This window comes from Microbacterium lacticum, assembly GCF_006716815.1.
GTDB classification, from domain to species: Bacteria; Actinomycetota; Actinomycetes; order Actinomycetales; family Microbacteriaceae; genus Microbacterium; species Microbacterium lacticum.
On the sequence record NZ_VFPS01000003.1, the window covers coordinates 112,182 to 137,998 of the forward strand.

Annotated in this window: 20 protein-coding genes and 4 pseudogenes; 19 read left to right on the forward strand and 5 right to left on the reverse strand. The window is 70.4% G+C overall.

The features are described 5' to 3' along the window. The first annotated feature begins 160 nt into the window (after positions 1–160). Positions 161–604, forward strand: coding sequence for a hypothetical protein (locus tag FHX68_RS09240; protein ID WP_229661663.1), 444 nt, complete (start codon positions 161–163; stop codon positions 602–604). Positions 605–791: 187 nt separating this feature from the next. Here the strand turns inward: FHX68_RS09240 and FHX68_RS09245 are convergent, their stop codons facing one another. Further along, positions 792–1,766 (reverse strand): IS481 family transposase, encoded by a 975-nt coding sequence (locus FHX68_RS09245; RefSeq protein ID WP_141920178.1) that lies wholly within the window; start codon positions 1,764–1,766, stop codon positions 792–794. Between the two features lie 111 nt (positions 1,767–1,877). On the opposite strand from FHX68_RS09245, the gene FHX68_RS09250 reads away from it, so the two are divergent. The 6 genes from FHX68_RS09250 to FHX68_RS09275 all read left to right on the forward strand — a co-directional run bounded on the left by FHX68_RS09250 (position 1,878) and on the right by FHX68_RS09275 (position 10,102). Beyond that, complete coding sequence (locus FHX68_RS09250) at positions 1,878–3,302, forward strand: DUF3375 domain-containing protein (protein WP_141380975.1); 1,425 nt, start codon at positions 1,878–1,880, stop codon at positions 3,300–3,302. After that, entirely contained in the window at positions 3,299–3,913 is a 615-nt protein-coding gene (locus FHX68_RS09255; RefSeq protein WP_141380976.1) for a DUF4194 domain-containing protein, read from the forward strand. The genes FHX68_RS09250 and FHX68_RS09255 overlap by 4 nt, the downstream gene beginning before the upstream one ends. Next, positions 3,910–7,278, forward strand: coding sequence for an ATP-binding protein (locus FHX68_RS09260; protein ID WP_141380977.1), 3,369 nt, complete (start codon positions 3,910–3,912; stop codon positions 7,276–7,278). The genes FHX68_RS09255 and FHX68_RS09260 overlap by 4 nt, the downstream gene beginning before the upstream one ends. Continuing rightward, positions 7,275–8,429, forward strand: a complete 1,155-nt coding sequence (locus tag FHX68_RS09265) for a Wadjet anti-phage system protein JetD domain-containing protein (protein WP_141380978.1) — start codon at positions 7,275–7,277, stop codon at positions 8,427–8,429. The genes FHX68_RS09260 and FHX68_RS09265 overlap by 4 nt, the downstream gene beginning before the upstream one ends. A gap of 73 nt (positions 8,430–8,502) precedes the next feature. Continuing rightward, complete coding sequence (locus FHX68_RS09270; protein WP_141380979.1) at positions 8,503–9,393, forward strand: carbohydrate-binding domain-containing protein; 891 nt, start codon at positions 8,503–8,505, stop codon at positions 9,391–9,393. Positions 9,394–9,535: 142 nt separating this feature from the next. Beyond that, positions 9,536–10,102, forward strand: coding sequence for a dihydrofolate reductase family protein (locus FHX68_RS09275; RefSeq protein ID WP_141380980.1), 567 nt, complete (start codon positions 9,536–9,538; stop codon positions 10,100–10,102). 208 nt (positions 10,103–10,310) lie between these two features. Here the strand turns inward: FHX68_RS09275 and FHX68_RS09280 are convergent. After that, a pseudogene (locus FHX68_RS09280) lies at positions 10,311–10,790 on the reverse strand (low temperature requirement protein A); the annotation flags it as partial. A 317-nt stretch (positions 10,791–11,107) separates the two neighbouring features. Beyond that, positions 11,108–11,842 (reverse strand): IclR family transcriptional regulator, encoded by a 735-nt coding sequence (locus FHX68_RS09285; RefSeq protein WP_307723063.1) that lies wholly within the window; start codon positions 11,840–11,842, stop codon positions 11,108–11,110. Positions 11,843–12,020: 178 nt separating this feature from the next. On the opposite strand from FHX68_RS09285, the gene dhaK reads away from it, so the two are divergent. From dhaK to FHX68_RS09310, 5 genes are all read left to right on the forward strand, one after another. Continuing rightward, a complete protein-coding gene (gene dhaK / locus FHX68_RS09290; RefSeq protein ID WP_141380982.1) occupies positions 12,021–13,013 on the forward strand; it encodes a dihydroxyacetone kinase subunit DhaK in 993 nt (330 codons plus the stop codon). A 2-nt stretch (positions 13,014–13,015) separates the two neighbouring features. Continuing rightward, positions 13,016–13,696, forward strand: a complete 681-nt coding sequence (gene dhaL, locus FHX68_RS09295; RefSeq protein WP_141380983.1) for a dihydroxyacetone kinase subunit DhaL — start codon at positions 13,016–13,018, stop codon at positions 13,694–13,696. Next, positions 13,693–14,457, forward strand: a complete 765-nt coding sequence (locus tag FHX68_RS09300; protein WP_141380984.1) for an HPr family phosphocarrier protein — start codon at positions 13,693–13,695, stop codon at positions 14,455–14,457. The genes dhaL and FHX68_RS09300 overlap by 4 nt, the downstream gene beginning before the upstream one ends. 40 nt (positions 14,458–14,497) lie before the next feature. Beyond that, a complete protein-coding gene (locus FHX68_RS09305) occupies positions 14,498–14,926 on the forward strand; it encodes a hypothetical protein (protein ID WP_141380985.1) in 429 nt (142 codons plus the stop codon). 75 nt (positions 14,927–15,001) lie between these two features. Next, positions 15,002–16,456, forward strand: coding sequence for an SDR family oxidoreductase (locus FHX68_RS09310; RefSeq protein ID WP_141380986.1), 1,455 nt, complete (start codon positions 15,002–15,004; stop codon positions 16,454–16,456). Positions 16,457–16,602: 146 nt separating this feature from the next. Here FHX68_RS09310 and FHX68_RS09315 read toward each other — a convergent pair. Further along, positions 16,603–17,046: pseudogene (locus FHX68_RS09315) on the reverse strand (NUDIX hydrolase); the annotation flags it as partial. Between the two features lie 218 nt (positions 17,047–17,264). On the opposite strand from FHX68_RS09315, the gene FHX68_RS09320 reads away from it, so the two are divergent. Then, the gene (locus FHX68_RS09320; protein ID WP_229661560.1) at positions 17,265–18,737 is read left to right on the forward strand and encodes a serine hydrolase domain-containing protein; all 1,473 of its coding nucleotides are present in this window, start codon (positions 17,265–17,267) and stop codon (positions 18,735–18,737) included. 317 nt (positions 18,738–19,054) lie between these two features. Here FHX68_RS09320 and FHX68_RS09325 read toward each other — a convergent pair whose 3' ends face one another. Continuing rightward, complete coding sequence (locus tag FHX68_RS09325) at positions 19,055–19,966, reverse strand: DUF808 domain-containing protein (protein WP_141380988.1); 912 nt, start codon at positions 19,964–19,966, stop codon at positions 19,055–19,057. Positions 19,967–20,089: 123 nt separating this feature from the next. Between FHX68_RS09325 and FHX68_RS09330 the strand changes: the two genes are divergently transcribed. From FHX68_RS09330 to FHX68_RS16275, 6 genes and pseudogenes are all read left to right on the forward strand, one after another. Then, on the forward strand, positions 20,090–21,619 hold the full coding sequence (locus FHX68_RS09330; RefSeq protein WP_141380989.1) for an MATE family efflux transporter: 1,530 nt from the start codon (positions 20,090–20,092) through the stop codon (positions 21,617–21,619). Between the two features lie 64 nt (positions 21,620–21,683). Then, positions 21,684–21,797, forward strand: a pseudogene (locus FHX68_RS16365) (DUF427 domain-containing protein); the annotation flags it as partial. A gap of 55 nt (positions 21,798–21,852) precedes the next feature. Next, complete coding sequence (locus FHX68_RS09340) at positions 21,853–22,599, forward strand: alpha/beta fold hydrolase (RefSeq protein ID WP_229661563.1); 747 nt, start codon at positions 21,853–21,855, stop codon at positions 22,597–22,599. Positions 22,600–22,630: 31 nt separating this feature from the next. Beyond that, positions 22,631–23,599, forward strand: coding sequence for a Gfo/Idh/MocA family protein (locus FHX68_RS09345; RefSeq protein ID WP_141380619.1), 969 nt, complete (start codon positions 22,631–22,633; stop codon positions 23,597–23,599). Positions 23,600–23,667: 68 nt separating this feature from the next. Then, positions 23,668–23,886 (forward strand): annotated as a pseudogene (locus FHX68_RS15560) (helix-turn-helix transcriptional regulator); the annotation flags it as partial. An 816-nt stretch (positions 23,887–24,702) separates the two neighbouring features. After that, complete coding sequence (locus FHX68_RS16275) at positions 24,703–25,722, forward strand: hypothetical protein (RefSeq protein WP_307723057.1); 1,020 nt, start codon at positions 24,703–24,705, stop codon at positions 25,720–25,722. The last annotated feature ends 95 nt before the right edge of the window (positions 25,723–25,817 follow it).

Sequence of the window (25,817 nt, forward strand, 5' to 3'; positions counted from 1 at the left end):
GAAGTTCCCCACTTCTGCTCGGCGGGTTCCAGCGGTCGCTGAAAATCCCCACCCTGGGTCGCTCCGCCGCATGAGGCGGCCTTCCTCGATGCTGGTGGTCTCTGACCACACACCAGCTTCCGAGGGAGGCCCTCTTCTCATGCTTTCAGAGAGGAGCAGCGTGGACATCCACGCGCTGAAACGGCAGGGGATGACGATCAGCGAGATCCGCCGCACCCATCACGACCGTAAGACGTTTCGCGCGTATTTGAGCGGGGAACGCACCCCGGGGCAGCGGGAACGCGCCGCGCCGGACCCGTTCGACGCGTTCGTCGACTACGTCACCGCTCGGCTGGCCGAGGACCCGCACCTGTGGGCGGCTACGCTACTCGACGAGCTGCGGTCGCTGGGCTGCGACGGCGCGTATCCGACGCCGACCCGGCAGATCCGGGATCGCGGGCTGCGTCCGGCATGCACGGCCTGCGCGCACGTTACGCAGCGGCCGAACGCGATCATCGATCACCCGCCGGGCGACGAGACGCAGTTCGACTGGCTCGAGCTGCCAGATCCGCCGGAGCACTGGGGGTTCTCTATCGTGGGCTCGCCGACTTCATCTCCTCGCTGAGCGACGACGACGCGTACTTCCAGCATTCGGTCCTCGTTGGCCGCCCCTCGCACGGGCACTTGTAGACGTTGTTCGCATACCGGACGAGATCACCAACAGACGCTGAATCGGCCTGACTTTCGTTTCCGTGCTCCACCCAGCTCCGAGCAGGGATGTCGCGCGAGGACGAGCATGTCCCGACCCGCCTCTAGGTGTACTGACCTCGACCGTTGTTGATTCGGTCGATGGGGGTTTTGCCTCCGATGCCGAGGTGGTGCCTGTCTAGGTTGTAGTAGTCGAGCCAGGTCGTCAACCCTGCTTTTCGGTCGTCGTTCGAGCTCCAGGGGCGGGCGTAGGCCCACTCGGTGGCGAGGGTGCGGTTGAGGCGTTCGACTTTCCCGTTGGTCCAGGGGCAGTGCGGTTTGATGAACCGCTGTCGGATGCCGTGCGCGTCGACCACTGCCTTGAACGCGGCCGAGTGGCGGTAAGCGAACGCGTTGTCGCTGATGACGCGTTCGACTGTGACGCCGAGGCGCGCGTAGAACGCGATCGCCCGCTCGAGCACACCCGCCGCGGTGGTGCCTTTCTCGTCGTCGTGGATCTCCGCGTAAGCAACTCGGGAATGGTCGTCGATGACGGTGTGCACGTAGTCGTAACCCAGGCCCCGCTTGCGCGCAGGACGTTGCCCGCGGCCATGCAGACGCCATCCGCCGCCGTCGGGGATACGGCCGAGTTTCTTCACATCAACGTGGATCAGGGACCCGGGATGATCATGCTCGTAACGCTGCGCGGATCGGCGGGTCGCGCGGATCACGGACCCCGTGACCGGGTCCAGCTCCCGCAGCAACGGCACGTGGTGGCGGCGCAACACCCTACCGACCGTTGAGGCCTGCAAGCCGAGCTTGTCAGCGATGAACACCGGCCCACGCCGAGTGAGGTGCCGCATGATCCGCACCCTCGCCTCCACGCACGCTTTGGTCTGGCGAGGGTGGGAGCGGGCGACGCTGGAACGATCGATCAGGCCCGCCGGGCCGCACTCCCGGAACCTGCGCCACCACCGCCACGCGGTCGTGCGGGAGATCCCCATTTCCGCGGCGACATGCGCGACCGCACGCCCCGACTGGATGCGCTGAACCATGATCAACCGGCCGGCCGGAGTCAGCCGGGCATTAGCGTGAGACAAGAGAGACCTCCGTGCGTTTGAGCTGAAGAACTTAGACAGCTCCAACTCGACCCCGGAGGTCTCTCCTACGTCAACAACGATCTGGGTCAGTACATCTAGGCTGTAACCGACATGGATCTCGACGAAATCGACCGACTGCGGGAGCGGCATCCCGCTTGGCGATTGCTGCGGGCGCACAACGCGCCGCTCATCCTCGCATTCCTCGGCGGGAGATTCATTGAAGGCAACCGCGGCGCGGTGCCCGCCGGCGAGCTTGTGTCCGCGCTGGACGACTTTCTCTACGCAGTGCATCGCACGGAACCCGAGCGCTATGTCGCCGATCCGGCCGCGTATCTCGATGACTGGGCGACCCCGGAGGCGGGCTGGCTGAGGCGGTTCTACCCCGCGGCATCCGATGAGGTGCACTACGAAGCCACGCCCGCGCTCGAACGGGCCTACGCGTGGATCCAGAGCCTACGCAGTCGCGCATTCGTCGGCACTGAGTCGCGCTTGCAGACCGCCGTCGACCTGCTCCGTCAGATCGTGCACGGTTCCGAGACCGACGCAGACCAGCGCATCGCCGAGATCGAGCGTCGCCAGGCGGCGATCGAGGCCGAACTGGCCGCGGCCCGCCGAGGACGCTTCGACACGCTCGACGACACCGCGCTGCGTGAGCGCTACCAGCAGTTCGCCGCGACCGCCCGAGAACTGCTCAGGGACTTCCGTGAGGTCGAGGAGAACTTCCGTAGCCTCGACCGATCGGCGCGCGAGAAGATCGCCGGCTGGGGAGGCGGCAAGGGCGAGCTGCTGGCCGACCTCGTCTCGAGCCGTACGGACATCACGGCGTCCGATCAAGGACGCAGCTTCCAGGCCTTCTACGACCTGCTGCTCTCCGAAGAACGCCAGAGTGAGCTGACCGATCTGCTCGGGGCAGTGCAGTCGCTGCCGCAGCTGCCCGTCGACAGCCGACTGCGCGGCGTCCACCATGATTGGGCGGATGCCGCCGAACGGACCCAGCAGACGGTGCGGAACCTGTCCGAGCAGCTGCGCCGGTTCCTCGAAGACCAAGTATGGGTCGAGAACCGGCGTGTTCTCGACCTCGTGCGCACAGTGGAGGCGGCCGCCCTCGCCGCACGCGAGACTCCGCCGCTCGATATCGGGCTCGTTGTGGACCAGCCGGGGGTGCCGATCGCCCTGCCCTTCGAGCGTCCGTTGTACGATCCCCAGCCGGACGTCGCCGTCGACAGCCTGCCCGCCCCCGCCGAGCTCGATGTCACGGAGCTCGACGGCCTGCTCACCCAGCGGTTCGTCGACACCGAGCGGCTCACCGAGAACATCCGGGCGGTCGTGCCGCCGCGGACCTCGGTCGCACTCGACGAGATCATCGCTCTCTACCCTGTGGAGGAGGGCATCGCTGAGATCCTCGGGTACCTGTCCCTCCACGGTGACGGCATCACCGTGGAGACGACCGACGAGCAGACGGTGATCGGCTATGCGGATTCCGGTGGCGCGCCCCGCCGCGTCCGGATGAACAGAGCACTGGTGAGGCGAGCATGAGGACCCCCGACGAGCAGGCGGTCGCGAGCGCGATCATCCACCTGATGCGCGACGTCGTGTATCGCGAGGCTTCGGCGCACGAGACCGTGTGGGCGACTTTGCAGCGTCATCGAGGTCGCGTCGCCGACCACTTCGCCGCGATCGGCATCGACGTCGTCGTCGACGAGACCGAGGGCTACGCCTATCTGTTGACACGCGAGACCGAAGACGGCGAGGAGTCGCTGCCGCGCCTTGTCCGCCGGCGGAGCCTCACATACAACGTCAGCCTTCTCCTCGTGCTGCTGCGTCGCCGCATGGTCGAGTTCGAGTCGGCCGGCGGGGACGGCAAGCTCGTGCTCACGCGCGACCAGCTTGTCGAGATGCTGCGGGTGCTCCAGCAGTCGTCGAGCAACGAGGCGCGCATCATCGACCAGGCCGACCGGACCATCGCCCAGGTCGCCGAACTCGGCTTTCTCCGCGAACTCCGCGGCCAGGCCGGCGCATGGGAGGTGCGCCGCATCCTCAAGGCGTACGTCGACGCGCAGACCCTGTCTGACTTCGCCGGCCGATTGAGCGTCTACGCCGGGGCGACGGCCGAGGCATCCGGCACCGCCGAAGGAGATGGCGCGTGACCAGCACCCTCTTCTCGGCCCTCGACGCGCCCGCCGAGTCCCATCAGCGCACCGGCTACCGGCTGCAGACCGTGGAGGTCTTCAACTGGGGCACGTTCGACAAACACGTGTGGAACCTGCGCCTCGACTCTCAGACATCGCTGCTGACCGGCGACATCGGCAGCGGCAAGTCGACGCTCGTGGATGCCGTGACGACACTCCTCCTGCCGGCGCACCGTATCGCCTACAACAAGGCCGCCGGCGCCGATGTCAAAGAGCGGACGCTCCGCAGCTATGTCGAAGGCCACTACAAGTCGGAGCGCAATGAGGCGACCGGCGCTTCGAGGCCGGTCGGGCTGCGTGACCACCGGTCATACTCCGTGATCCTCGGGGTCTTCGCGAACGAAGGCTACGGCGAGCAGATCACCATTGCGCAGGTGTTCCATCAGAAGGACCGCACCGGTCAGCCGGATCGGTTCTTCGTGACCGCGTCGGCGGCGCTGTCGATCGATCCCGACTTCACCGCCTTCGGGAGCGACCTGAAGGCGCTGCGTTCACGGCTGCGCGCCGGCGGCGCCGACATCGACAACACGTTCCCCGACTACCACCGGCGGGTCCGCCGGCTGCTCGGCATCCGCTCCGAGCAGGCGATGGAGCTGTTCCACCAGACTGTGTCGATGAAGTCGGTCGGCAACCTCAACGACTTCGTCCGTGACCACATGCTCGAACCGGTCGACGCCGCACCGAAGGTCAAGGCGATCGTCGACCATTTCGAGAACCTCGTGAAGGCGCATGAAGCCGTTCGCACGGCGATTGATCAGCTCGCCGTGCTCGCACCGCTCGTGGCCGCCGGGGATCGATATGACGACGCCGCGGCACGCCATGCGGGACTCACCGACCAGCGCAGCGCCGTGGTGCCCTATCTTGCCGAGCGGGTGCGCGAGCTGCTCGACGGCGAGATCGGCGTGCGCGAGGGTGAGGTCACGGCACTCGAGTCCCAGCGGGCCGACGTCGATCGCCGTCGTGCCGATCTCGTGCCGATACGCGACCGACTCAAACTCGAGCGGGCCGGCGTGGGCGGCGATCGGCTGAAGGAGCTCGACGTCGAGATCCCCCGCGCCGGTCTCGAACGCGACAGCCGCGCCGATCGGCGGCGAAAGTACGACGCGCTGCTTCAGGGGGCTCAGCTCGCGCCGGTGGAGGATGCCGCGGACTTCCTCTCTCGCAGCGAAGAGGCGCAGTTGCTCCGGGGGCGACTCGACGAACGCCTGGGCGCTTTGAAGGACCGGCGTGACCCCCTCTTCGTGCAGCGCACCGACCTCCGCCGGTCACGAACGGCTGCGCAGGAGGAGATCGATCGCCTGCGCGACGGACGCAGCAACGTCGGGCGTGATCTCGATCGAGTGCGCGCAGCATTGTGTGACGCGTTGGATCTGGATACCGACGAACTTCCGTTCGCCGGTGAGCTGCTCGATGTCCGCGAGACTCATGCACAGTGGCGTGGCGCCGCGGAGCGCGTTCTGCGCGGCTTCGCGCTGTCGCTCCTCGTGTCGCAGGAGCATTACGCGGCCGTGTCGGAGTGGGTGAACGATCACCGGCTCGGCGCACGTCTGGTGTACCTGCGCGTGCCCGAGCGGCGCGTGCGCAGCATCCCCACCGCGCGGTCCGGGAGGCGACTCATCGACGTGATCGACGTGGAGTCGGGAGCGTTCGCGGATTACCTCGTCGCGGAACTCGCCTCGCGTGCTGATCATGTGCTCGCGGAGTCCGTCGAGGAGCTCCGGCGCGAGGAGCGCGCCGTGACGCGCGAGGGACTCGTGCGCGATCGCGATCGCCACGAGAAGGACGACCGCCGCAGCGCTCTGGACCCGCGTGCATGGGTGCTCGGCCGCGCCACCGAGCAGAAGATCGCGGCACTCACCGAAGAGCGCGACCGGCACGACGACGACCTGGCGCGCATTGACCGGGAGTTCGAGGTCGTGGATGCCGATGCCGCCGCCCTTGCCGGTCTCGGCCGTGCCCTGACCGGTCTCGAGCAGTACGGGGCCTGGCGCGAGATCGACACGGCCGAGGCTTCCGCCCAGCTGACCGCGCTGGAGACAGAGCGCGAGCGCCTCGTCGCCGGGTCATCCGCGCTCGTCGAGATCGATCGTCAGCTCGCGGAGATCGACGAGCAGGATGCCGGGCTGCGCGCAGAAGCCGACGCGGCGACCCAGCGACTCGGTGCTGCGCGCGCTGACGTTGTCGCGATGCGCGCGCGTGATGACGCCGAACGGACAGCACTCGAGGCCCTGGGCCCCGACATCGTCGCGCGAGCGCGTGAGCACTATCCCGCGCTCGCCGATCGCGTCACCCGCGCAGAGGTGCGCACCGTCGAGGACTGCGACCGGCTTCGGGCGAGCCTCACCGGCGCGCTGACGGCGGCGATCGAGGCGGCGCAGCGAGAGATGAACGGTTACACCACGGGCATCCAGCAACAGATGAGCGAGTTCCTGCGGCGGTGGCCCGACCAGCGGTCCGAGCTCGACGCGAGTGTGCGTGCGATCGCTGGCTTCCGCGAGCTCCACACGCGCGTGCTTCGGGACGATCTGCCGCGCTACGAGGAGGAGTTCCGTCACCAGCTCAACACGAATGCCGTACGCGAACTCGCTCAGTTCAACGCATGGCTGCGGCGCCAGGCCGACGAGATCCGCGGGCGCGTCGACGTCATCAACGAGGCGCTTGCCGCGATCGACTACAACCCTGGTCGCATCATCGTGCTCGTCGCCGAGCCGACCGTGAACCAGGAGGTTCGGCAGTTCCGCGCCGACCTGCGCGACGCGACGGCAGACCTCCTCGCCGAGGCGGGAGACGGCACCGCGGAGGCGCGGTTCGAGCAGATCCGGCTGCTCATCGAGCGGTTACAGGGGCGTGTCGGCCACGCCGACAGCGACCGCGCGTGGATCCGGCGGGTCACCGACGTGCGCAATTGGTTCACGTTCGCAGCGAGTGAGCAGGACCGGCAGACGGGCGAGGAGTTCGAGCACTACACCGATTCCGACGGCAAGTCCGGCGGGCAGAAGGAGAAGCTCGCTTACACGATCCTCGCGGCCTCCCTCGCGTACCAGTTCGGGTTGGAGTGGGGTGTGGAGAAGTCCCGTGACTTCCGCTTCGCCGTCATCGACGAGGCGTTCGGTCGTGGATCGGATGCCTCGACGCGCTACGCCCTCGAGCTGTTCGCCAAACTCGGGCTGCAGTTGCTGATCGTCACGCCACTGCAGAAGGTGCACGTCATCGAGCGGTACGTCAGCGCGATCGCATTCGTCGACAACCCGACCGGGGCGGCCTCCCGCGTGCAGACGCTGACGATCGAGGAGTTCCGCGAACGACAGCGCAGCCGCGGATGAGCGACCCTTCGCGCTGGACGACGCCGGCCGGGATCGCTGCGAAGGTGCGTCGAGGGTGGGACGACGGATCGCTGCTGCGCGCTTTCGTGTCGGGAGATCCGTGCCCAGTGATCGAGGTGCCGCTGCGTGGACCGGTGGCAGCCGACCTCGGCGAGCATTTCGACCGCGCGCGGGCGTGGGCCGACGGCATCCGCGCAGCTTCGCAGGGCGGTCGCGCCTATGAGGTGGTGTCGGGCCGGATCGGCGGAAGACTGGCAGGGGCGACCGAACTGCCCGCGCGCGCCGTCGTCGAGACGTATGACCGAGCGTGGCGTCTGCTCGGAGCGGCGACCGAGGCGGCTGCCTTCCGGTCACTCGTCGAGGCGGCCCATACCGAGCCGCGGGCGCGCGAGTGGGCGCTTCGGGCGCCCATCGCGGCCATCGCGCTCGCTGACGAGTGGCTGACGGTGCTGGCGGCGCTGCGCTGGTTGGATGCCCGTCGAGACTCTGGCCTGTACTTGCGACAGGTCACCGCGCCGGGGGTCGACACGAAGTTCATCGAGCGTCACCGCGGCGTCCTCGCCGCGATGCTGGGAGTGCCCGCCCGTGGGTTTACCGCTGCGCTCGGGTACGCGACGAAACCATCGACGGTGCGAATGCGGTTCGCGCCAGGCGTGCTGGCGATGCCCTCTGGGCTCTCCGAGGCGGTCCTGCGCACCGACGAACTGCGCAGACTCCGCGTGCGTCCGCGGCGCGCGCTGATCGTGGAGAACGAGATCACCTACCTGAGCGTCCCCGTCCCCGACGACGGCGTCGTGCTGTGGGGCAAGGGGTACGACGCGGATGAACCGGCCTCCCTGGATTGGTTGGCCGGGATCGACGTGGACTACTGGGGTGATCTGGACACGCACGGATTCGGCATCCTGCATCGCGTGCGCGCGTGGCTGCCGCACGCGCGGTCGGTGCTGATGGATCGCGAGACGCTGCTCGCCCACGAGGACCGCTGGGGCGAGGAGCCTTCCCCGACTGCCGCGGCGCTGACAACCCTGGATGCTGCGGAGACGGCTCTCTACACGGATCTCGTCACAGACCGGTACGGCGTCCGGGTCCGGCTGGAGCAGGAGCGCATCGACTGGGACTGGGCGCTATCGCACCTGGTCACAGGCGACTGACAGTCGCCGGTAGTGGACAAGTCGCGTAACTAAGCGCAAGCAAGAGCGTGGACATTTCGCATCGGCTTCGCGAATGAATCCGGAGTCCTCGTGGACATCTCCGAGCGGTTCCTACAAGAAGGACGGATCTCTGACCCTGACCGCGGGCGGCGATGCGCTGAAGAGCGATCAGACCGACGATGCGGCGAAGGGGTACGTGTGGATCGCCGGGGGCACGATCACCGCGTCGGCGGGCGACGACGGCGTCGACGCGCAGACCGATGCCGTCATCAGCGGAGGCGCGATCAGTCTCGCGACCGACGACGACGGCATCCATTCGGAGACGATCCTGGTCATCGCCGGAGGCGAGATCGACATCACCCGTTCGAACGAAGGCATCGAGTCGGCCGACATCCGCATCGCCGGCGGCCGGTCGAACGTCGTCTCGTCGGATGACGGGGTGAACGCGTCGGGCAACAGCACATCGGACATGGGCGGCGGCATGCAGGACACCGGTGAGAAGCTCACGATCTCGGACGGGGTGCTGACGATCGATGCGCAGGGCGACGGTCTGGACTCGAACGGGACGATCCAGATGACCGGGGGCGAGGTGACGGTGTTCGGCCCCACCGCGAACGACAACGGGGCGCTCGACTCGAACGGCGGGATCACCGTGTCGGGCGGCACCCTCGTCGCGATCGGCAGCAGCGGGATGGCCGAGACGCCGGACGAGTCTTCCGCCCAGGGCTGGCTGGCCGCCACGGTGAGCGGCTCCGCGGGCTCGACGGTGCAGATCACGGATGCCTCGGGGGCGGTGATCGCCTCGTACGCCGCGACCAAGACCTTCGCGTCGGTCGTCTTCTCGTCGCCGGCGATCGCGACCTCGCAGTCGTACACCGTGACCGTCGACGGCGTCGCGACGACGGTCACGGCCGGCGAGGCGGCGGGCGGAATGGGTGGCGGCATGGGCGGCGGCCCGCGCTGACGGCCGCGGGTCGGAGTTCGGGATCGCCGGCCGGACCGGGGACGGGTGGTGCGGCGAGGCATCCCTGTTCGCGACGCGTCGGCGGTTCCGCAGGCGGCGCCGTGCGGCTACCCTCGAGGCAACATCGACGGAGAGGCTCGAGATGAGGCCGCTGCGGTATTCGATAGGCGTCACACTCGACGGCTGCGTGCACCACGAGGCGGGCGTCGCGCCCGACGAAGAGCTGATGGGGTTCTGGACCGACGAGATCGCGCGCGCCGACGCGCAGCTCTACGGCCGCGTCACCTACGAGATGATGCAGTCCGCCTGGCGGCGATCCGAGACCGGCGTGTGGCCGGAATGGATGGATGCCTGGGAGGTGCCTTTCGCCGAGGCGCTCGACGCGGCGAAGAAATACGTCGTGTCGAGCACCCTCGCGGAGGTCGACTGGAACGCCGAGCTCGTCGTCGGAGACCTCGGTGACGCCGTGCGCCGGCTGAAGTCGGAGCCCGGCGGCGCCCTCTCGGTCGGCGGGGTGACGCTTCCTCTCGCTCTCGCCGACCTGGGGCTCATCGACGAGTACCTGTTCGTCGTGCATCCGCTGATCGCCGGTCACGGCCCGCGGCTGCTCGACGGGCTGCATGAGCGGATGAGGCTCGACCTCGTCGCGCGCCGTGAGTTCGGCTCCGGCGCCGTCGCGCAGCTCTACCGTCCGCGCCCGCCACGCTGACGTCGCCCCCGCCGCCTTCCCCCCTTCTGGGCGGGCGTTGTCCCAGTTTGGGCGGGGCTTGTCCCAGTTATGGCTGCTTCTGAGAGTGAGAAACAGCCACAAGTGGGACATGGGTGCGGGGGCCGGGGTGGATGCCAGTGCGTCCCGCCGCACCCACCGGCGCCCGCCGCACAGCCCACCCGCACCCACCCGCCGCCCGCCGCCGCGGTCAGGCGGGGAAACGGGACTCGACGGGCGGGCGCCAGACCAGAACGGCGACGATCACGATCATGATGAGCCACACGCTGAAGACGAAGACCGCGACGGGAACCGTGTAGGTGAAGGCGGCCCACGGCTCGTGCAGCTCGCTCTTGCCGGTGAGCACGTCGATCTCGACCTCGATGCCGGCTGAGAACGCGGCGGCCGCGGCGAACACGAAGTAGTGGCCGTACCCGTAGCCGATCGAGGCGCGGAGCCCGCCGATCTCGGTGTGGTGCGGCGGCCAGAAGTAGATCCACCAGAGCGCCGCAGTGACGACGAGGGTGAGCGCCGCCATGCCGACCAGCGGCGCCAGGATGTCGGACTCGTGCAGCGCCTCGATGATCGCGTTCGCCGACGCCAGCAGGCTCTCGCCCAGAACGATGAGGGTGAACAGTCCGTACCGTTCGGTGATGTGATGCGGATGCCAGGGCGTCGCCCGGTGCGTTCGTCGATGAGCGGGATGGAGAGCTCGGCGACGATGAGCACGACGATCGCGAAGGGGAGGGCCCGGGCGGGCAGCAGCAGCGCCAGCAGCCGCAGCACGTGCCCCGCCGAGAGCGCGTGGTGCAGCTGCACCGACGCGTTGCTCACGGCCACGACGAAGACGAGATCGAAGAACAGCTCGAGGCTGGATGCGGCTCGTGCGGCTCGTGCGGATCGCGCGGCCGCATCGGCGTGAGGCGCAGCCGCGGGCGCGGAGAGGTCGACGTGCTCATGCGCGTCAGGGTAGCGGGTGGTGTGGTGCCCCGGCGGGCGGTAGAGGTGTCAGCGGGCGCCGAGGTCGCGGGAGATCGCGCGCGCGGCGTCGCGCAGCTCGCGCAGGATCGCGTCGGGCAGGGGGAAGGCGTCGGCGGCGGCGAGCACGCCGAGCGCCGCGATGACGCGTCCGTCCTGGTCGGCGACGGGCACGGCGGCGGCGGCATCGCCGAGCACGGCCTCCTCGATCGAGGTCGCCAGCCCCGTGCGGCGCACGTCGCTCAGCTGATCGCGCAGCATCGTGGCATCCGTCACCGTCGCATCGGTCAGATCCGCCAGCTCGCCCGCGAGCACCTGCCCGCGCACGTCGTCGTCGTGGGCGAGCAGCACCTTGCCGAGGGCCGACGCGTGCGCCGGCAGGGTGAGCCCGGTCTCGGGCATCTGCTCCGATCCGTCGGGGCGACGGTCGTGATGGATGACGAGGACGTCGGTGCCGAGCAGCACGCCCAGGTGCGACGCGAGCCCCGTGCGCTGGGAGAGCTCGTACATGCGCCGCAGCGACCGCGCGTGCACGTCGAGCGTGTCGAGGTACACGCTCGACAGCCTCAGCAGCGCCGGGCCGAGGACGTAGCGATTGCCGCCCGGCTCCTGCGCGACGAGGCCGTGCGCCTGCAGCGACTTGACGAGTCCGTGCACGGTCGACGGCGGCAGCTCGAGCGCCGCGGCCAGCTCGCTGATGCCCAGCCGCCGGGCGCCCTGCAGCAGATTCATGATGCGCGCGGCGCGATCGATCGACTGGATCATCGGTGGCCTCCTCGCATCACACGGGCATCCCTCTTGCGTCTGCGTCGCGATCGTCGCGACCATTGACAGCGTAGCGGCGGCGCGGGAGGATTCGATATAGACGAATGGCAATCGACAATGTCGAATGCGCGTCGGTGCGAAGCCGCGCACGATCACGACTCGAAGAGGAGAACCGCGCATGAAGAAGCTCATCAATTCCCCGGACACGGTGCTCGCCGATGCGCTGCGCGGTGTCGCCGCCGCTCACCCTGAGCTGTCCGTCGATCTCGAGAATCGCCTCGTCGTCTCGACGGCGCCCCGCGAGGGTCGCGTCGCGGTGATCTCGGGCGGCGGCTCGGGTCACGAACCGCTCCACAGCGGCTTCGTCGGCGCGGGTATGCTCGACGCGGCATGTGCCGGAGAGGTGTTCACCTCGCCCACCCCCGACCAGATGCTCGCCGCGGCCCAGCAGGTCGATTCGGGCGCCGGCGTGCTCTTCATCGTGAAGAACTACACCGGCGACGTGCTGAACTTCGAGATGGCGGCCGAGCTCGCCGGCGACGATAACATCCAGACGGCCTCGGTCGTCGTCGCCGACGACGTCGCCGTGCAGGATTCGACATATACCGCCGGACGCCGCGGCGTCGGCACCACCGTGATTGTCGAGAAGATCGCCGGCGCGGCCGCCGCCGAGGGCAAAAGCCTCGCCGAGGTCGCCGCCATCGCCGAGAAGGTGTCGTCGGCCGGCCGGTCGATGGGCGTCGCACTGACCAGCTGCACGGTGCCCGCCGTCGGGCATCCGAGCTTCGACCTGCCCGATGACGAGATGGAGGTCGGCGTCGGCATCCACGGCGAGCCCGGCCGCAAGCGCGTGCCCCTCGAGAACGCGCACGACATCGCCCACGACCTCGTCACTGCGATCGCCGACGACGCCGACTTCACCGGCGCACCCGTGATCGCCCTCCTCAGCGGCCTCGGCGGAACGCCCCTGATCGAGCTGTACGTCATCTACGCCGACATCGCGGCGGCGCTGGCGGAGCGCGGCATCGAGGTCGCGCGCGTGCTCGTCGGCGACTACATCACGAGCCTCGACATGGCCGGCTGCTCGCTCACCCTCGTGCGAGCCGACGACGAGATGCTGCGCCTGTGGGATGCCCCGGTCAACACCACGGCGCTCCGGTGGGGAGTGTGACGATGGCCGACGAGATCACCTCCGCCGAGCTCGAGACGTGGCTGCGCGCCAGCGCCGCCGAGCTGAAGGCGCACGCCGACGAGCTGACCGCCCTCGATTCCGCGATCGGCGACGCCGACCACGGCACCAACATGGCGCGCGGTTTCGTGGCCGTGCTCGACAAGCTCGACGCGGCGGGCGACGACGTTCCCGGCATCCAACCGCTGCTGAAGTCGGTCGGGATGACGCTGATCTCCAAGGTCGGCGGCGCGAGCGGTTCGCTGTACGGCACGCTCTTCCTCGACATGGGGAAGGCCGCCCCGGCCGCGACCGAGGTGAGCGTCACCGACTTCGCGGCGATCGTGGCGGCGGGCGTGGCCGGCGTCGTCGGTCGCGGGCACGCGGTGGTCGGCGACAAGACCATGATCGACGCGCTCGACCCGGCGGTGACGGCGCTGACGGATGCCGCGGCCTCGGGCGCCTCGGCGGCGGAGGCGACGCGGGCGGCGGCCGAGGCGGCGACCCTCGGTCGCGACTCGACCGAGCCGCTCGTCGCGCGCAAGGGCCGGGCGTCGTACCTCGGTGAGCGCAGCGCCGGACACCTCGACCCCGGGGCGGCATCGTCGGCGATCCTTCTGCAGACCCTCGCCGACACGCTCGCGGGCGGGGCGGGGGATGCGGCCGACGCGGGGGATGCCGCGTGATCGGGTTCGTCGTCGTCTCGCACAGCGAGCCCCTCGCCGTCGCAGCGGTCGATCTGGCGATGCAGATGATCCACGGCGACGCGCCGCCCGTGCGGGTCGCCGCGGGTGCCGACGGCGGGTTCGGGACGGATGCCGTCGCCATCGCCGCGGCGATCGACGAGCTGGCGGAGATCGACGGCGTGCTGATCCTGACCGACCTCGGGTCGGCGGTGCTGAGCTCGGAGCTCGCGCTCGAGCTCCGCGAGAGCACGCAGCCCGTGCGCATCAGCGGGGGCCCGTTCGTCGAGGGGGCGACCGCGGGGATCGTGCGCGCGGCCACCGGGGGAACCCTCGACGAGGTCGCCGCGGAGGCGGCCGGGGCGCTCGCCGCGAAGCAGCCGCACGGGGAGGAGCCGCGCGGAGAGGAGCCGCCCAGGGGCGATGCGCCCGCACCCGACGCTTCCGGGGCCGGGGCGCCCGCGCCCGAGGCATCCCCCACCGGCGACGTCGTCGAGCGGGACGTGACCGTCGTCAACCCGGTCGGGCTGCACTCGCGCCCGGCGTCGGTCATCGTGAAGGCCGCGAGCGGGTGGGGCACCGTGCCGACCGTCACCGACCTGACGAACGGCAAGGGCCCGGCGCCGGCGAACAGCATGATCGCGCTGCTCGCGCTCGGCGCGACGAAGGACCACGTGCTGCGCCTGCGCGCCGAAGGGCCGGATGCCGCCGCCGCCGTCGACGCGCTCGCCGCTCTCATCGAGGACGGCTTCGGCGAGACCTGAACGGACGAGCGCGAGCGGTCGCTCACGTAGCATCGGCACCATGACCACACCCGACCGCTCGACGTTCCGATCGCGCCGACCCCGCGTCAACGCGATCGTCGCCCTCATCATCGCCGTGGCAGGGCTGGCGCTCGGCGCGCTGTTTCTCGGCGTGACGGAGCGAGACGATGCGGTGCTGTGGCCCGCCGTCGTATTCCTGGTGCTCAGTCTGGTGAGCGCGGTGATCGGCATTCTCGGCTTCCGCGTCGCGCGCGGTGGGGAGGGGGCCGCGGCGCTCGCCGCGCCGATCCGAGTGCTCTCGGTGCTCGCTTTCGTCATCGGTGCGGGCGGGGCCGTGCTCGGCGTCGCCTCGGGCGTCTCGCAGGGTTCTTTCGCCGCGGTCAGCGTCGGGTTCCTGCCGTTCCTGCTGAGCCTCAGCATCATGCTGCAGGGCGCGCTGCTCTACGGCGCCGCCGAGCACAGCGCCTGACCCCGCACGCCCCGCGCCCGCCCCAGGGGCCTGCACGGCCCGGCGTCCGTTCAGGCCCGCTCGGTACACTCTCCTGTGCCCGAAATCCCCTCCATCGACCCCGCCGAGCTCGAGATCGCGCTGCGCGTGATCGCCGCGACCGCCGACCTCGACCCGGAGGACCCGGACTACATCGCCCTCCGCCGCGCCACGGGCAAGATGTACAAGGACGTCAAGCGGATGGCGCGCAAGGACAAGCGCCAGCGCATCGCCGACGCCGACCGCGCCGTCGTCGCCGCGACCGCGACGGGCGCTCCCGACCGCATCGACGACGAGACGCGGGGCATCCCGCTCGCCACCCGGGCCACGACTCCGCACGCCGGCGAGCTCATCAAGCCGCGCGCCTGCTACATATGCAAGCAGCCGTATACGCTCGTCGACGCCTTCTATCATCAACTCTGCCCCGAGTGCGCGGCGATGAGCCACGAGAAGCGGGACGCGCGCACCGACCTGACTGGCAAGCGCGCGCTGCTGACCGGAGGACGCGCCAAGATCGGCATGTACATCGCCCTGCGGCTCCTCCGCGACGGCGCGCACACGACGATCACGACGCGCTTCCCCCGCGATGCGGTCCGCCGCTTCTCCGCGCTGCCCGACTCGGCCGACTGGATCCACCGGCTGAAGATCGTCGGCATCGACCTGCGCGATCCGGCGCAGGTCATCGGACTCGCCGACGCGGTGGCGGCCGACGGCCCGCTCGACATCCTCATCAACAACGCCGCGCAGACGGTGCGGCGTTCGACCGGCGCCTACAAGCCGCTGGTGGATGCCGAGCTGGCGCCGCTCCCGCAGGGCCCGCTCCCCGAGCTCCTCACCTTCGGGCACACGAACGACGCGCACCCGCTGGCCCTCGCGCAGTCGGTGTCTTCGCACCCGATTCTGGCTGAGGCCGCTCGCGACGCAGACACGCTCACCGCCGAGGCGATGGCCGCCGGATCGTCGTCGCTCGAGCGACTCGCCGCGGGCACGGCGATCGACGCGGGCGGGCTCGTGCCCGACGAGAACCACATCAACAGCTGGACGCAGCACGTCGATCAGGTCGAGCCGCTCGAGATGCTCGAAGTGCAGCTCGCGAACATGACCGCGCCCTTCCTGCTCGTGAGCCGGCTGCGGCCGGCGATGGCCGCGTCGCCCGCGCGACGGAAGTACATCGTCAACGTCTCGGCGATGGAGGGCGTCTTCGGCCGTGGGTACAAGGGCCCGGGGCATCCGCACACCAATATGGCGAAGGCCGCGCTGAACATGCTGACGCGCACGAGCGCGCGCGAGATGTTCGAGACCGACGGCATCCTCATGACCGCCGTCGACACCGGCTGGATCACCGACGAGCGCCCGCACTTCACGAAGGTGCGCCTCGCGGAGGAGGGGTTCCACGCGCCGCTCGACCTCGTCGACGGCGCCGCGCGCGTCTACGACCCGATCGTGCGCGGTGAGGCCGGTGAAGACCTGTTCGGCATCTTCCTGAAGGACTACCGCAAGAGCTCCTGGTGACGCCGGCGTCACTCCCCTTCGACCAGGGGTGATGCGAGGATCTCGGCGACCTCGGTGATCGCCCGAGAACGGCGTCGCGGTGCCGACCCGTGCGCCTCAACTGAGCCGTCGCCGACCAACCTCGGATCCTCACGAGGCTCCTCCGCGGGCAGGAAGTAGGCGGCGGCCAACGGGGCGACCTCGAGGGTGGATGCCTCGGCGCGGGTGACCCAGCGGAGCTCCTCGATCTCGGCGGCCGTCACCGGCGTCTGTGCGCCGATGTCGACCCGGAAGACGTCGGCGACGACCGCGAAGCCGGGCTCGTTGGCCGCCGCGGCGGTGAACTCGCCGAGCGGCGTCAGGTCGCCCGGTTCGACCTCGAGACCCAGCTCTTCCGCGAGCTCGCGGATGAGCGTCTCTGCGGGAGTCTCGCCCGGTTCGGGTTTGCCGCCCGGCTGCATGAACGCCGTCGTGCCGGTCTTGCGCACGAGGAGCAGACGCTCCGCGCCGCCGGCAGGCCCCGCGCCGTCGGCATCGGCCGCCGCGGCGACCGAGGTGATGACCGAGGCGGAGACGCGGATCTCCCGCGGCCCGTCAGTGGATCGAGGCATCCGCGGCCGTCACCCGCCAGGCGTGGAATCGCACCGCGAGACCCTCGCGGGTGGGCGCCGCGAGAAACGGACCGCGGAGTCATCGACGGCGACGGGCGCGTGGGTCCACGCGCCGGCGCTCCACGGAATGTCGTGGGGAGTCGTTGAGGTCATGACTTCATCGTGGCATCCCGCCCCGCCCGGCCGCGCCGTCCGGACCGGTGCGTAGGGTGGAGAGCATGCCCGCATCGCTTTCGCGGCCGCTCGTCCGCCGCGCGCCCGAAGAGGTCGGCATCCCGTCGGCCGCCCTCCTCGCCCTCGCCGCGCGCCTGCAGGACGAGGGCCTCGACCCTCATGCGCTGCTCGTCGCACGCGCCGGCGACGTGGTGTTCGAGACGGCGTGGGCGCCGTACGCGCTCGACCGCCCGGCGCTCGTCTACTCGGCATCCAAGACCTATACGTCGCTTGCGATCGGCTTCCTCGCCGACGAGGGGCGGCTCGGTCTCGACGACTCCGCCGGCGACCTGCTCGGCGAGCCCAACCCGCACGGCATCACGGTGCGCCACCTGCTCACGATGAACACGGGGCACGACTCCGCGCAGATCGGCTCCGTCGGCGCCGACCCGCGGAACCTTCTGCGCATCGCGCCGGCCCACGAGCCGGGCACGTTCTTCGCGTACAACTCGCCCGCCACCCACGCGCTGTCGGCGATCGTCACCGCCGTCACGGGCGAGCCGCTCACCGCGTACCTGCGGCCGCGGCTGCTCGACCCGCTGGGCATCGGCGACCGGTGGATGAGCGCCGTCGGCGGCATGGAGCACGGGACATCCGGCTACCACCTCACCGTCGACGACCTCGCCCGCACCGCCACCATGCTCGGCGCGGGCGGCGTGTGGCAGGGCCGGCAGGTCGCGCCGGCCTGGTACGTCGAGGAGATGAGCCGTCCGTGGTCGACGACGGCCGCCTTCGACGGGCCGCCCGCCGGTGAGGGCGAAGTGAACGACTGGAGCCTCGGCTACGGCTACCAGGTGTGGCGCGGGCGGCACGGATTCCGCCTCGACGGCGCCGCCGGGCAGTTCGGCCTCGTGCTGCCCGAGCACGATCTCGTCATCGCCTACCAGGGCGCGACGCTCGACACGCAGGCGACGCTGCGCGCGTTCTGGGCGTTCGTCGACGCCGTCGAGGTCGCGGCAGCGGCCGGTGGTGCCGACGGGATCGGTGAGGCGGTCGACGGGGCGCCGGCGCTGTCGGCGCCGCACGACACGTGGGATGCCCGTGACCTGCTCACGATCATGGCCGAGGCCCCGTTCGACGCGGCCGGTCTCGCCCTCGTCGACGCGGGCGACGGCTGGACGCTGACGTTGCCGACCGTGGGTGAGCTCCCCGTCGGCACCGCGTGGCAGGAGGTCGCGGTCGACGCGGATGCCGATGTGGTTGCCGGTGCTCCCGGCGTCGGCGACCCGGCGACCCGGCTGGCGCTCGCGACGCGTGGAGAGGCCCGCGGCGACGGGTCGGTGCTCGTGCACGTCGTCGACACGACGTCGCCGCACCGCGCGATCGTCGTGCGGGAGGCGGATGGCACGCTCCGTGCGGGCTGGCACATCCCACCGCTCGGCGGCGGCTGGGCTGCGCTGCGCGTGCCGGCATCCGTCATCGCTGAGGACGACGCCAACACCGCCGCCGCACGAGGAGAACCTCGCAGAGAACCGTGAGCTGCTCGCCGCCGAGACGGCCCAGACGGACGGCGTCGTCGCGATCGCCGGCGCCGCGCGGCTGCTCGCCGACCTGGCCGACTGCATCGTCGTCGAGGACTCCGCCAACGGCATCGCCGCGGGGCTCGCCGCGGGCATGCGCGTGATCGGCGTCGGTCCGCACGCCGCCGAGGGCGAGCCGACGTGGCTCGTGACTGATGCCTCAGGCATCCACGTCGCCCCCGCCGCGGACGGACGGATCGCGGTCACGATCGGCTGATGCCGGGCGCCGGGTGGGCGCGCCGTCTGCCGCAGGCGCCGGGCGAACCCGCCGGCGCTCAGTGCTCCGCGGCGGCCGCGTGGCCCTCGGAGAAGCTGAGGTTCTTGCCGAACGCCTTGCCGATGACGAGGACGATCCCGACGATCACGAGCCCGAGCGCGAGGCCGGCGATCGCCGAGACGAGGGTGTCGCCGATCCAGACGACGACGGGCCCGGCGGGCTCGAGGAAGTGCTCCACGGCGTGCAGCACGTCGAGCGGCGCGTGCCAGCCGACCTCGGTGAGGTTCGCAATCACGAGGTGACCGCCGACCCACAGCATCGCGATGGTGCCGATGATCGAGATCACCCGGAAGACGCCCGGCATCGAGCGCACGATGCGCATGCCGGTGTGGCGCACCCGCGGCGAGTCGCCGCGCGCCATCCGCAGGCCGATGTCGTCGAGCTTGACGAGCAGCGCGACCGTGCCGTAGACGAGAGCGGTCATCGCCAGGGCGATCACCGCGAGCACGGCCAGCCGCGACCAGAAGTCGAGTTCCGGGTCGATGTTCGACAGCCCGATCAGCATGATCTCGGTCGAGAGGATGAGGTCGGTGCGCACGGCGCCGAGCACGAGGCGCTTCTCGTCGCGTCCGCCCTCGTCGTGACCGCCGTGATGGAAGCCGAACCACTCGAGCACCTTCTCGGCGCCCTCGAAGCACAGGTAGGCGCCGCCGACGATGAGCAGCCACGGCAGCACCCACGGCGCGAACGCGGTGAGCAGCATCGCGAGCGGAATGATGATGAGGAACTTGTTCGCGAGCGAGCCGAGGGCGATCCGGCCGACGACGGGCAGCTCTCGGGCGGGGGACAGCCCCTGCACGTACTGCGGCGAGACCGCGGCGTCGTCGATGACCACCCCCGCCGATTTGGCGGATGCCTTGAGCGCGGCGCTCAGGATGTCGTCGACAACGGCGAGCAGACCCACAGACATAGGAGCCACAGTACTACCGGGCGTGCCGGCGGTCTCGATTCGACTCCGTTCGAATCGATTCGATACAGTGGTGTCGCAGCGCCCTGTCCGGGGCGCTTTCGTCGTTCCCCCGAAGAGTCCCCCATGCCCCGCACCCTCACCACCGGCAGCCCGTGGCGCGTCATCCTGGCGTTCTCGGTCCCGCTGCTGATCGGCAACGTCGTGCAACAGCTCTACCAGTTCGTCGACGCGATCGTGGTCGGGCGGCTGCTCGGCGTCGACGCCCTCGCCGCCGTCGGCGCCACGGGCGCGCTGCTGTTCCTGCTGCTCGGGTTCACCTGGGGTCTGACGAGCGGTTTCGCGATTCCGACGGCGCAGGCCTACGGGGCGAGAGACTTCGCCGCGGTGCGCCGCTCCGTCGCGACGGGCGCCGTGCTGTCCGCCGCGACGACCGTCGTGCTGACGGTGTTCGCGCCGATGCTCGCCGGCCCGCTGCTGGCACTGCTCCAGACCCCCACCGAGCTCCTGCCGGGGGCGACCGTGTTCGCGCAGATCAGCTTCCTCGGCACGGGCGCGATCGTGGCCTTCAACTTCCTCGCGTCGATCATCCGCGCGATCGGCGACTCGCGCACGCCGCTCATCTTCCTGACGATCTCATGCCTGCTCAACGCCGGTCTCGTCATCGTCATGGTCGGCCCGCTCGGCTGGGGCATCGCCGGCGCCGCCCTCGCGACCGTCGTCGCCCAGGCCGTCTCGGTGCTGCTGTGCCTCGAGTACGTCCGCCGCCGCGTGCCCGTGCTGCACGTGCGCCGCTTCGACTGGCGCGTCACGCGCGCCGACCTCGCCGAGCACCTGCGCCTCGGCCTGCCGATGGGGTTCCAGGCATCCATCATCGCGATCGGCACGCTCACCGTGCAGGTCGCGCTGAACACCCTCGGCGCCGAGGCGGTCGCCGCCTACACCACCGCGTCGCGCGTCGACGGCCTTGCGGTGGCGCTGCTGCAGTCGCTCGGCCTCGCGGCATCCATGTACGCGGCGCAGAACCTCGGCGCGCGCCGGCCCGATCGCATCCGCCGCGGCGTCCGCCAGGCGCTGCTCATGGCGACGGTCGCGGGGCTCGTGCTCGGCGCGCTGCTGATCACGTTCGGCGGCGATCTGGTGCGGCTGTTCGTCGGCGACGGCTCGGAGCGGGTCGTCGACCTCGCGACGCTCATGCTGCACATCAACGGACTCTTCTACTGGGTGCTCGCGGTGCTGTTCATCCTGCGCGGTTCGCTGCAGGGGCTCGGATCGACCGTCATCCCGACCGTCACGGGGCTCATCGAGCTCGTCATGCGCGTCGGTGCGGCGCTCATCCTCGGACACCTCATCGGGTTCGAGGGCGTCGTGTGGTCGAACCCGCTCGCCTGGATCGGCGCGTGCGTCGTGCTCGTCCCCGCGTTCCTGCGCGCGAACCGCCGGCTCGCCGCGCTGCCGGTAGACCCGATCGAGGTCACCGAGACGACCGCGATCCCGATCGTCGGCCCCACCGACGGGTCGATGGTGGTGGATGCCGTGGTCACGGCCTCGATGCCGATCATCGCGCCGCAGGACACCGGTCGCGGCCGCGGGCGACGCCGCGGCGAGTCCGCGCGCGGGACGGGGCGGAGCCGGAAGGTCGGGACGCGGGAGTAGCCTCTCGTACAGGCGAAAGGGGCTCCCATGAAAGCCGTTCTGAACGACACCGTCATCGCCGAGGCTCCCCGACCGCGCCTGGAGCTATCCGCACCCGTACCCGTCCGGAATAGATCGGGTCGGCAAGGACTTCTCCGACTATGTCGCGTTCTGGAAGGAGATCCGTGTCATCGAATGAGCAGGCGCCCACCGCTCTCGCCGGGCTGACGCAGCTGCCCGACCCGAAATTCATCATGGTCGGCGACGGCCTGCGCATCGCGACCTATTCGTGGGGCGATGAGGCAGACCCCGTGGTCGTCGTCGTGCACGGGTTCGCCTCGAGCACGAAGGACAACTGGGTCGCGACCGGATGGGTGCGCGACCTGCTCCGCGCCGGCTATCGGGTGATCGGTCTCGACCAGCGCGGGCACGGAGCGAGCGACAAGCCGCACGAGCCGGGCGACTACTCGATCCCTCAGCTCGCCGGCGACGTCGAGTCGGTGCTCGACACGTACCTCGTCGACGACGCGCGCTACGTCGGGTACTCGCTCGGCGCGCGGGTCGGCTGGGAGGTCGTGCAGGACATCCCCGTGCGCATCCCGCGCGCCGTGCTCGGGGGTGTGCCCGACGGCATCCCGCTCGCACGCCTCGACATGGACCAGGTGGTCGCGCTCATCGAACACGGCACGCCGGTGACCGACCCCGTGACGCAGAACTACATCCGGCTGGCCGAGCGGGTGGCGGGCAACGACCTGCGCGCCCTGCTCGCGATCGCCGGGGGCATGCGCGAGTCGAAGACCGTCGATCCCGATGCCCGGCACGCCCCGCAGCAGCCCGTGCTGTTCGCGACCGGATCCCTCGACGCGATCATCGACGGCTCGCGGGCGCTCGCCGCCGCGACCCCGCAGGCGCGCTTCCTCGAGATCCCCGACCGCCACCACTTCAATGCCCCCGGATCGCGGGTCTTCCGCCAGGCCGCGATCGAGTTCCTCGGGGAGTGACTCCCGCCGGCCCGCGCCCTAGGCTGACGGCATGATCCGGGTCGCGACCATCGGCACGAGCAGTATCACGGAGCGCTTCGCCGGCGCCGTGGCGGAGGTCGACGGCATCCGCGTCGACGTCGTCTTCTCGCGGAGCGCCGAGCGGGGCGCCGCCTTCGCCGACCGCATCGGCGCGCCGCGGGCGAGCGACGACCTCGATGCCCTGCTGCGCTCGGGCGAGATCGACGCCGTGTACGTCGGGTCGCCCAACGGCGCGCACGCGGCGCAGGCGCAGGATGCCATCGACGCGGGCGTCCACGTCTTCCTCGAGAAGCCCGCGACGCCCGGCTCCGCCGAGTTCGCCGACCTCGTCGCCGCGGCCCGCGCGCGCGGCGTCGTCGTGTTCGAGGGCATGCGCAACGTGTACGACCCCGGCATGGCCCGGGTCGCCGAGCTGCTGCCGCACATCGGGCCGGTGCGGCTCGTGTCGTTCGGGCAGTCGCAGTATTCCGCACGCTACGACCTCGTGCTCGCGGGCGAGACGCCGAACATCTTCGACCCCTCGCTCGCCGGCGGCGCCCTGTTCGACCTCGGCGTCTATCCGCTCAGCGCACTCATCCACCTGTTCGGCGCTCCGACGTCGGTCAGCGGGTCGACCGTCACGATCGCGACCGGCGCCGACGGGGCGGGGGCCGCGGTGCTCGCCTACCCCGACATGGTCGGGCAGGTCTCGTTCTCGAAGATCGGGGTCTCACACCGGCCGAACGAGATCCAGGGCGAGTGGGGCACGATCGAGATCGACGAGATCACCGCGCCGCGCGAGATCGCCCTGAGCCTGCGCGCCCGCGGCGGGGAGCCCGGATCGCACACCGCCGACCGTGTCGAGGGCGCCGCGAACAACATGGTCTACGAGGTCGCGCGGTTCGCGGCGCTCGTGCGGGGAGAGGCCGATCCGACCCCCGACCAGGAGCGCACGCTCGCCGTGCTCCGCGCGGTCGAGGCGATCCGCGGCAGCGGGTGAGAAGGCGGCGCGTGGCATCCGGTCAAGACCTCGACACCCTCGCGCGTCTCCGGCGTGTGCGCGACCGGATGGACCGCGACGACGCTCGCCCGCTCGACATCGAATCGCTGGCTCGGTCGGTGCACCTGTCGGCCGGTCACCTCTCGCGTCAGTTCCGCCTCGCCTACGGCGAATCGCCGTACTCCTATCTCATGACGCGGCGCATCGAACGGGCGATGACGCTGCTGCGCTCGACGCCGGCGACGGTCACCGAGGTATGCTTCGCGGTGGGATGCCAGTCGCTCGGATTCGAGGTGCGACGCGATGTCGGCTACGACGACATGCGGTGGATCACCGTCGGACCGGCGGGTCAGCCCGATACCGCGATCGTGCTGCATCCGGTCAGTGTCGGCTACGACGTGTCGGATGACGAGAAGCAGACGCTCCTCGAACTCGTCGCCAGGACTATGGACTGCGCGACGCCGCCGTCCGCGACCCCGCGGGAAACCTCCTGCGCATCCAGCAGCGCACGACGCACGAACAGAGGGAGAGCTGACATGGCCGACACCGAGAGCGGATTCAGCGCCGACGAGCGCGCCGCGATGAAGCAGCGCGCCGAAGAGCTGCGCACGACCAAAGGTCTCAAGGGCGCGGCCAAGCTCGCCAAGGAGTTCGAGGCGTGCGTCGCCGCGATCGACGCGCTCGAGGGCACCGACAAGGCCGTCGCCACCGCCCTCCACCGCATCGTCCTCGAGGTCGCGCCGCAGCTCGAGCCGAAGACCTGGTACGGGTTCCCGTCCTATGCGCAGGGCGGCAAGGTCGTCGTGTTCTACCAGCCCGCCTCGAAGTTCGACTCCCGCTACGGCACGGTCGGCTTCCAGGAGGACGCGCACCTCGACGACGGGCCGATGTGGCCCACCTCGTTCGCCGTGATCGAGGTGACGGATGACGTGGAGAAGGGCCTCCGCGACCTCGTCGCCCGCGCTGCGGGCTGAGCGGGCCCCGCGCCGGGGGCTGAGCGCCGCGGGCTGAGCGCCGCCCACGCGACCCCCTCCGCCGCGGCCGATTCGGGATCACGACCTAGACTGGAGGGGTTCCCTTCCGCCTGCCTGGATGAGCCCCACGTGACCGACGCGCCGACCCGCACCTTCGAGGTACGCCATCTGCAGCTCGCGCGCGCGTTCCTCGCCGCGATGGCGGCGATCATGATCACCTTCTCGGCCGACCACTCCGCGGCGGTCGGGCTCGCCGTCTTCAGCGGGTTCGCGATCGCGACCTCGCTCGTCTTCTTCGCCGCCGCGTGGCTCGTCTTCGCCGCGGGAGAGCGCGCCCCGGCGGTGCTGCTCGGCGTCGTCACCCTCGTGACCGGCATGATCACGGGCCTGCCGCCGCTCCGCACCACGACGATGTTCTTCGTCGTCGTCATCGTGTGGGCCGCGGCGTCAGGGCTCATCGAGCTGATCGCCGGCCTCCGCGCCCGGCGCACCGGCGACCCGTACGCGCGCGACGCGATCCTGATCGGCGCGGTGACCCTCGCCCTCGCGGTCGCGCTGCTGCTCGTCAACCCGGCCTACAGCCTGGAGTACTTCATCAAGGAGGCCGGCGCGAGCTTCACCCTCACCGGCATCACGATCGGGGTGGGGCTGTTCGGCGGCTACGCCGCGATCGTCGCGGTGTTCCTCGGCATCGCCGGATTCTCGCAGCGGCGCACCGCCCCCGCGGGCCCGGCGCAGCCGGCATCCACCCCGACCACACCGACAGCGGAGCCCGGCGACGCGCCGGTGCGCCCCGCAGGAGAGACCCGCATGACCGACCCCCGCCCCACCCGTCGCGACCTGATGAAGCCGGTGCAGCTGCTCGGCTTCGGCTTCGCCGCGGCGGCGTTCGGCGGGCTCATCACGCTCGTGTCGATGGGGTTCTTCCAAGACCTCGACGGCGACGAGCGCATGCACGTCATCGTCGTCTCGCTCATCGTCGCGGGCATCGCGTTCATCGCGACGCTCGTGATCATCGCCCTGCTGATGCTCGCGGTCGATCCCGCACAGGTCGTGAAGCCCGTCGACCGGGCCGTGCTGCTGCCCGAGTCGGAGGATGCCGGCGACGCGGGCGACGCGGATGCCGAGGCATCCGACCCCCGCCCCTGACCCGGCCGCCTCAGCGTTCGGCGACGGCCGCCCCTCCGCGACTCGCGCCCCAACTGCAAGGCCGTCGAAGCGACACGCCGCTGAAAGGGCCGCCG

Excerpts from the sequence above, each read along its gene's own strand:
- FHX68_RS09250 (WP_141380975.1), top strand. The coding sequence starts at position 1,878 with ATGGATCTCGACGAAATCGACCGACTGCGGGAGCGGCATCCCGCTTGG.
- FHX68_RS09255 (WP_141380976.1), top strand. The coding sequence starts at position 3,299 with ATGAGGACCCCCGACGAGCAGGCGGTCGCGAGCGCGATCATCCACCTG.
- FHX68_RS09265 (WP_141380978.1), top strand. The coding sequence starts at position 7,275 with ATGAGCGACCCTTCGCGCTGGACGACGCCGGCCGGGATCGCTGCGAAG.
- FHX68_RS09270 (WP_141380979.1), top strand. The coding sequence starts at position 8,503 with ATGAATCCGGAGTCCTCGTGGACATCTCCGAGCGGTTCCTACAAGAAG.
- FHX68_RS09275 (WP_141380980.1), top strand. The coding sequence starts at position 9,536 with ATGAGGCCGCTGCGGTATTCGATAGGCGTCACACTCGACGGCTGCGTG.
- FHX68_RS09285 (WP_307723063.1), bottom strand. The coding sequence starts at position 11,842 with ATGATCCAGTCGATCGATCGCGCCGCGCGCATCATGAATCTGCTGCAG.
- dhaK (WP_141380982.1), top strand. The coding sequence starts at position 12,021 with ATGAAGAAGCTCATCAATTCCCCGGACACGGTGCTCGCCGATGCGCTG.
- dhaL (WP_141380983.1), top strand. The coding sequence starts at position 13,016 with ATGGCCGACGAGATCACCTCCGCCGAGCTCGAGACGTGGCTGCGCGCC.
- FHX68_RS09305 (WP_141380985.1), top strand. The coding sequence starts at position 14,498 with ATGACCACACCCGACCGCTCGACGTTCCGATCGCGCCGACCCCGCGTC.
- FHX68_RS09320 (WP_229661560.1), top strand. The coding sequence starts at position 17,265 with ATGCCCGCATCGCTTTCGCGGCCGCTCGTCCGCCGCGCGCCCGAAGAG.
- FHX68_RS09325 (WP_141380988.1), bottom strand. The coding sequence starts at position 19,966 with ATGTCTGTGGGTCTGCTCGCCGTTGTCGACGACATCCTGAGCGCCGCG.
- FHX68_RS09330 (WP_141380989.1), top strand. The coding sequence starts at position 20,090 with ATGCCCCGCACCCTCACCACCGGCAGCCCGTGGCGCGTCATCCTGGCG.
- FHX68_RS09340 (WP_229661563.1), top strand. The coding sequence starts at position 21,853 with ATGGTCGGCGACGGCCTGCGCATCGCGACCTATTCGTGGGGCGATGAG.
- FHX68_RS09345 (WP_141380619.1), top strand. The coding sequence starts at position 22,631 with ATGATCCGGGTCGCGACCATCGGCACGAGCAGTATCACGGAGCGCTTC.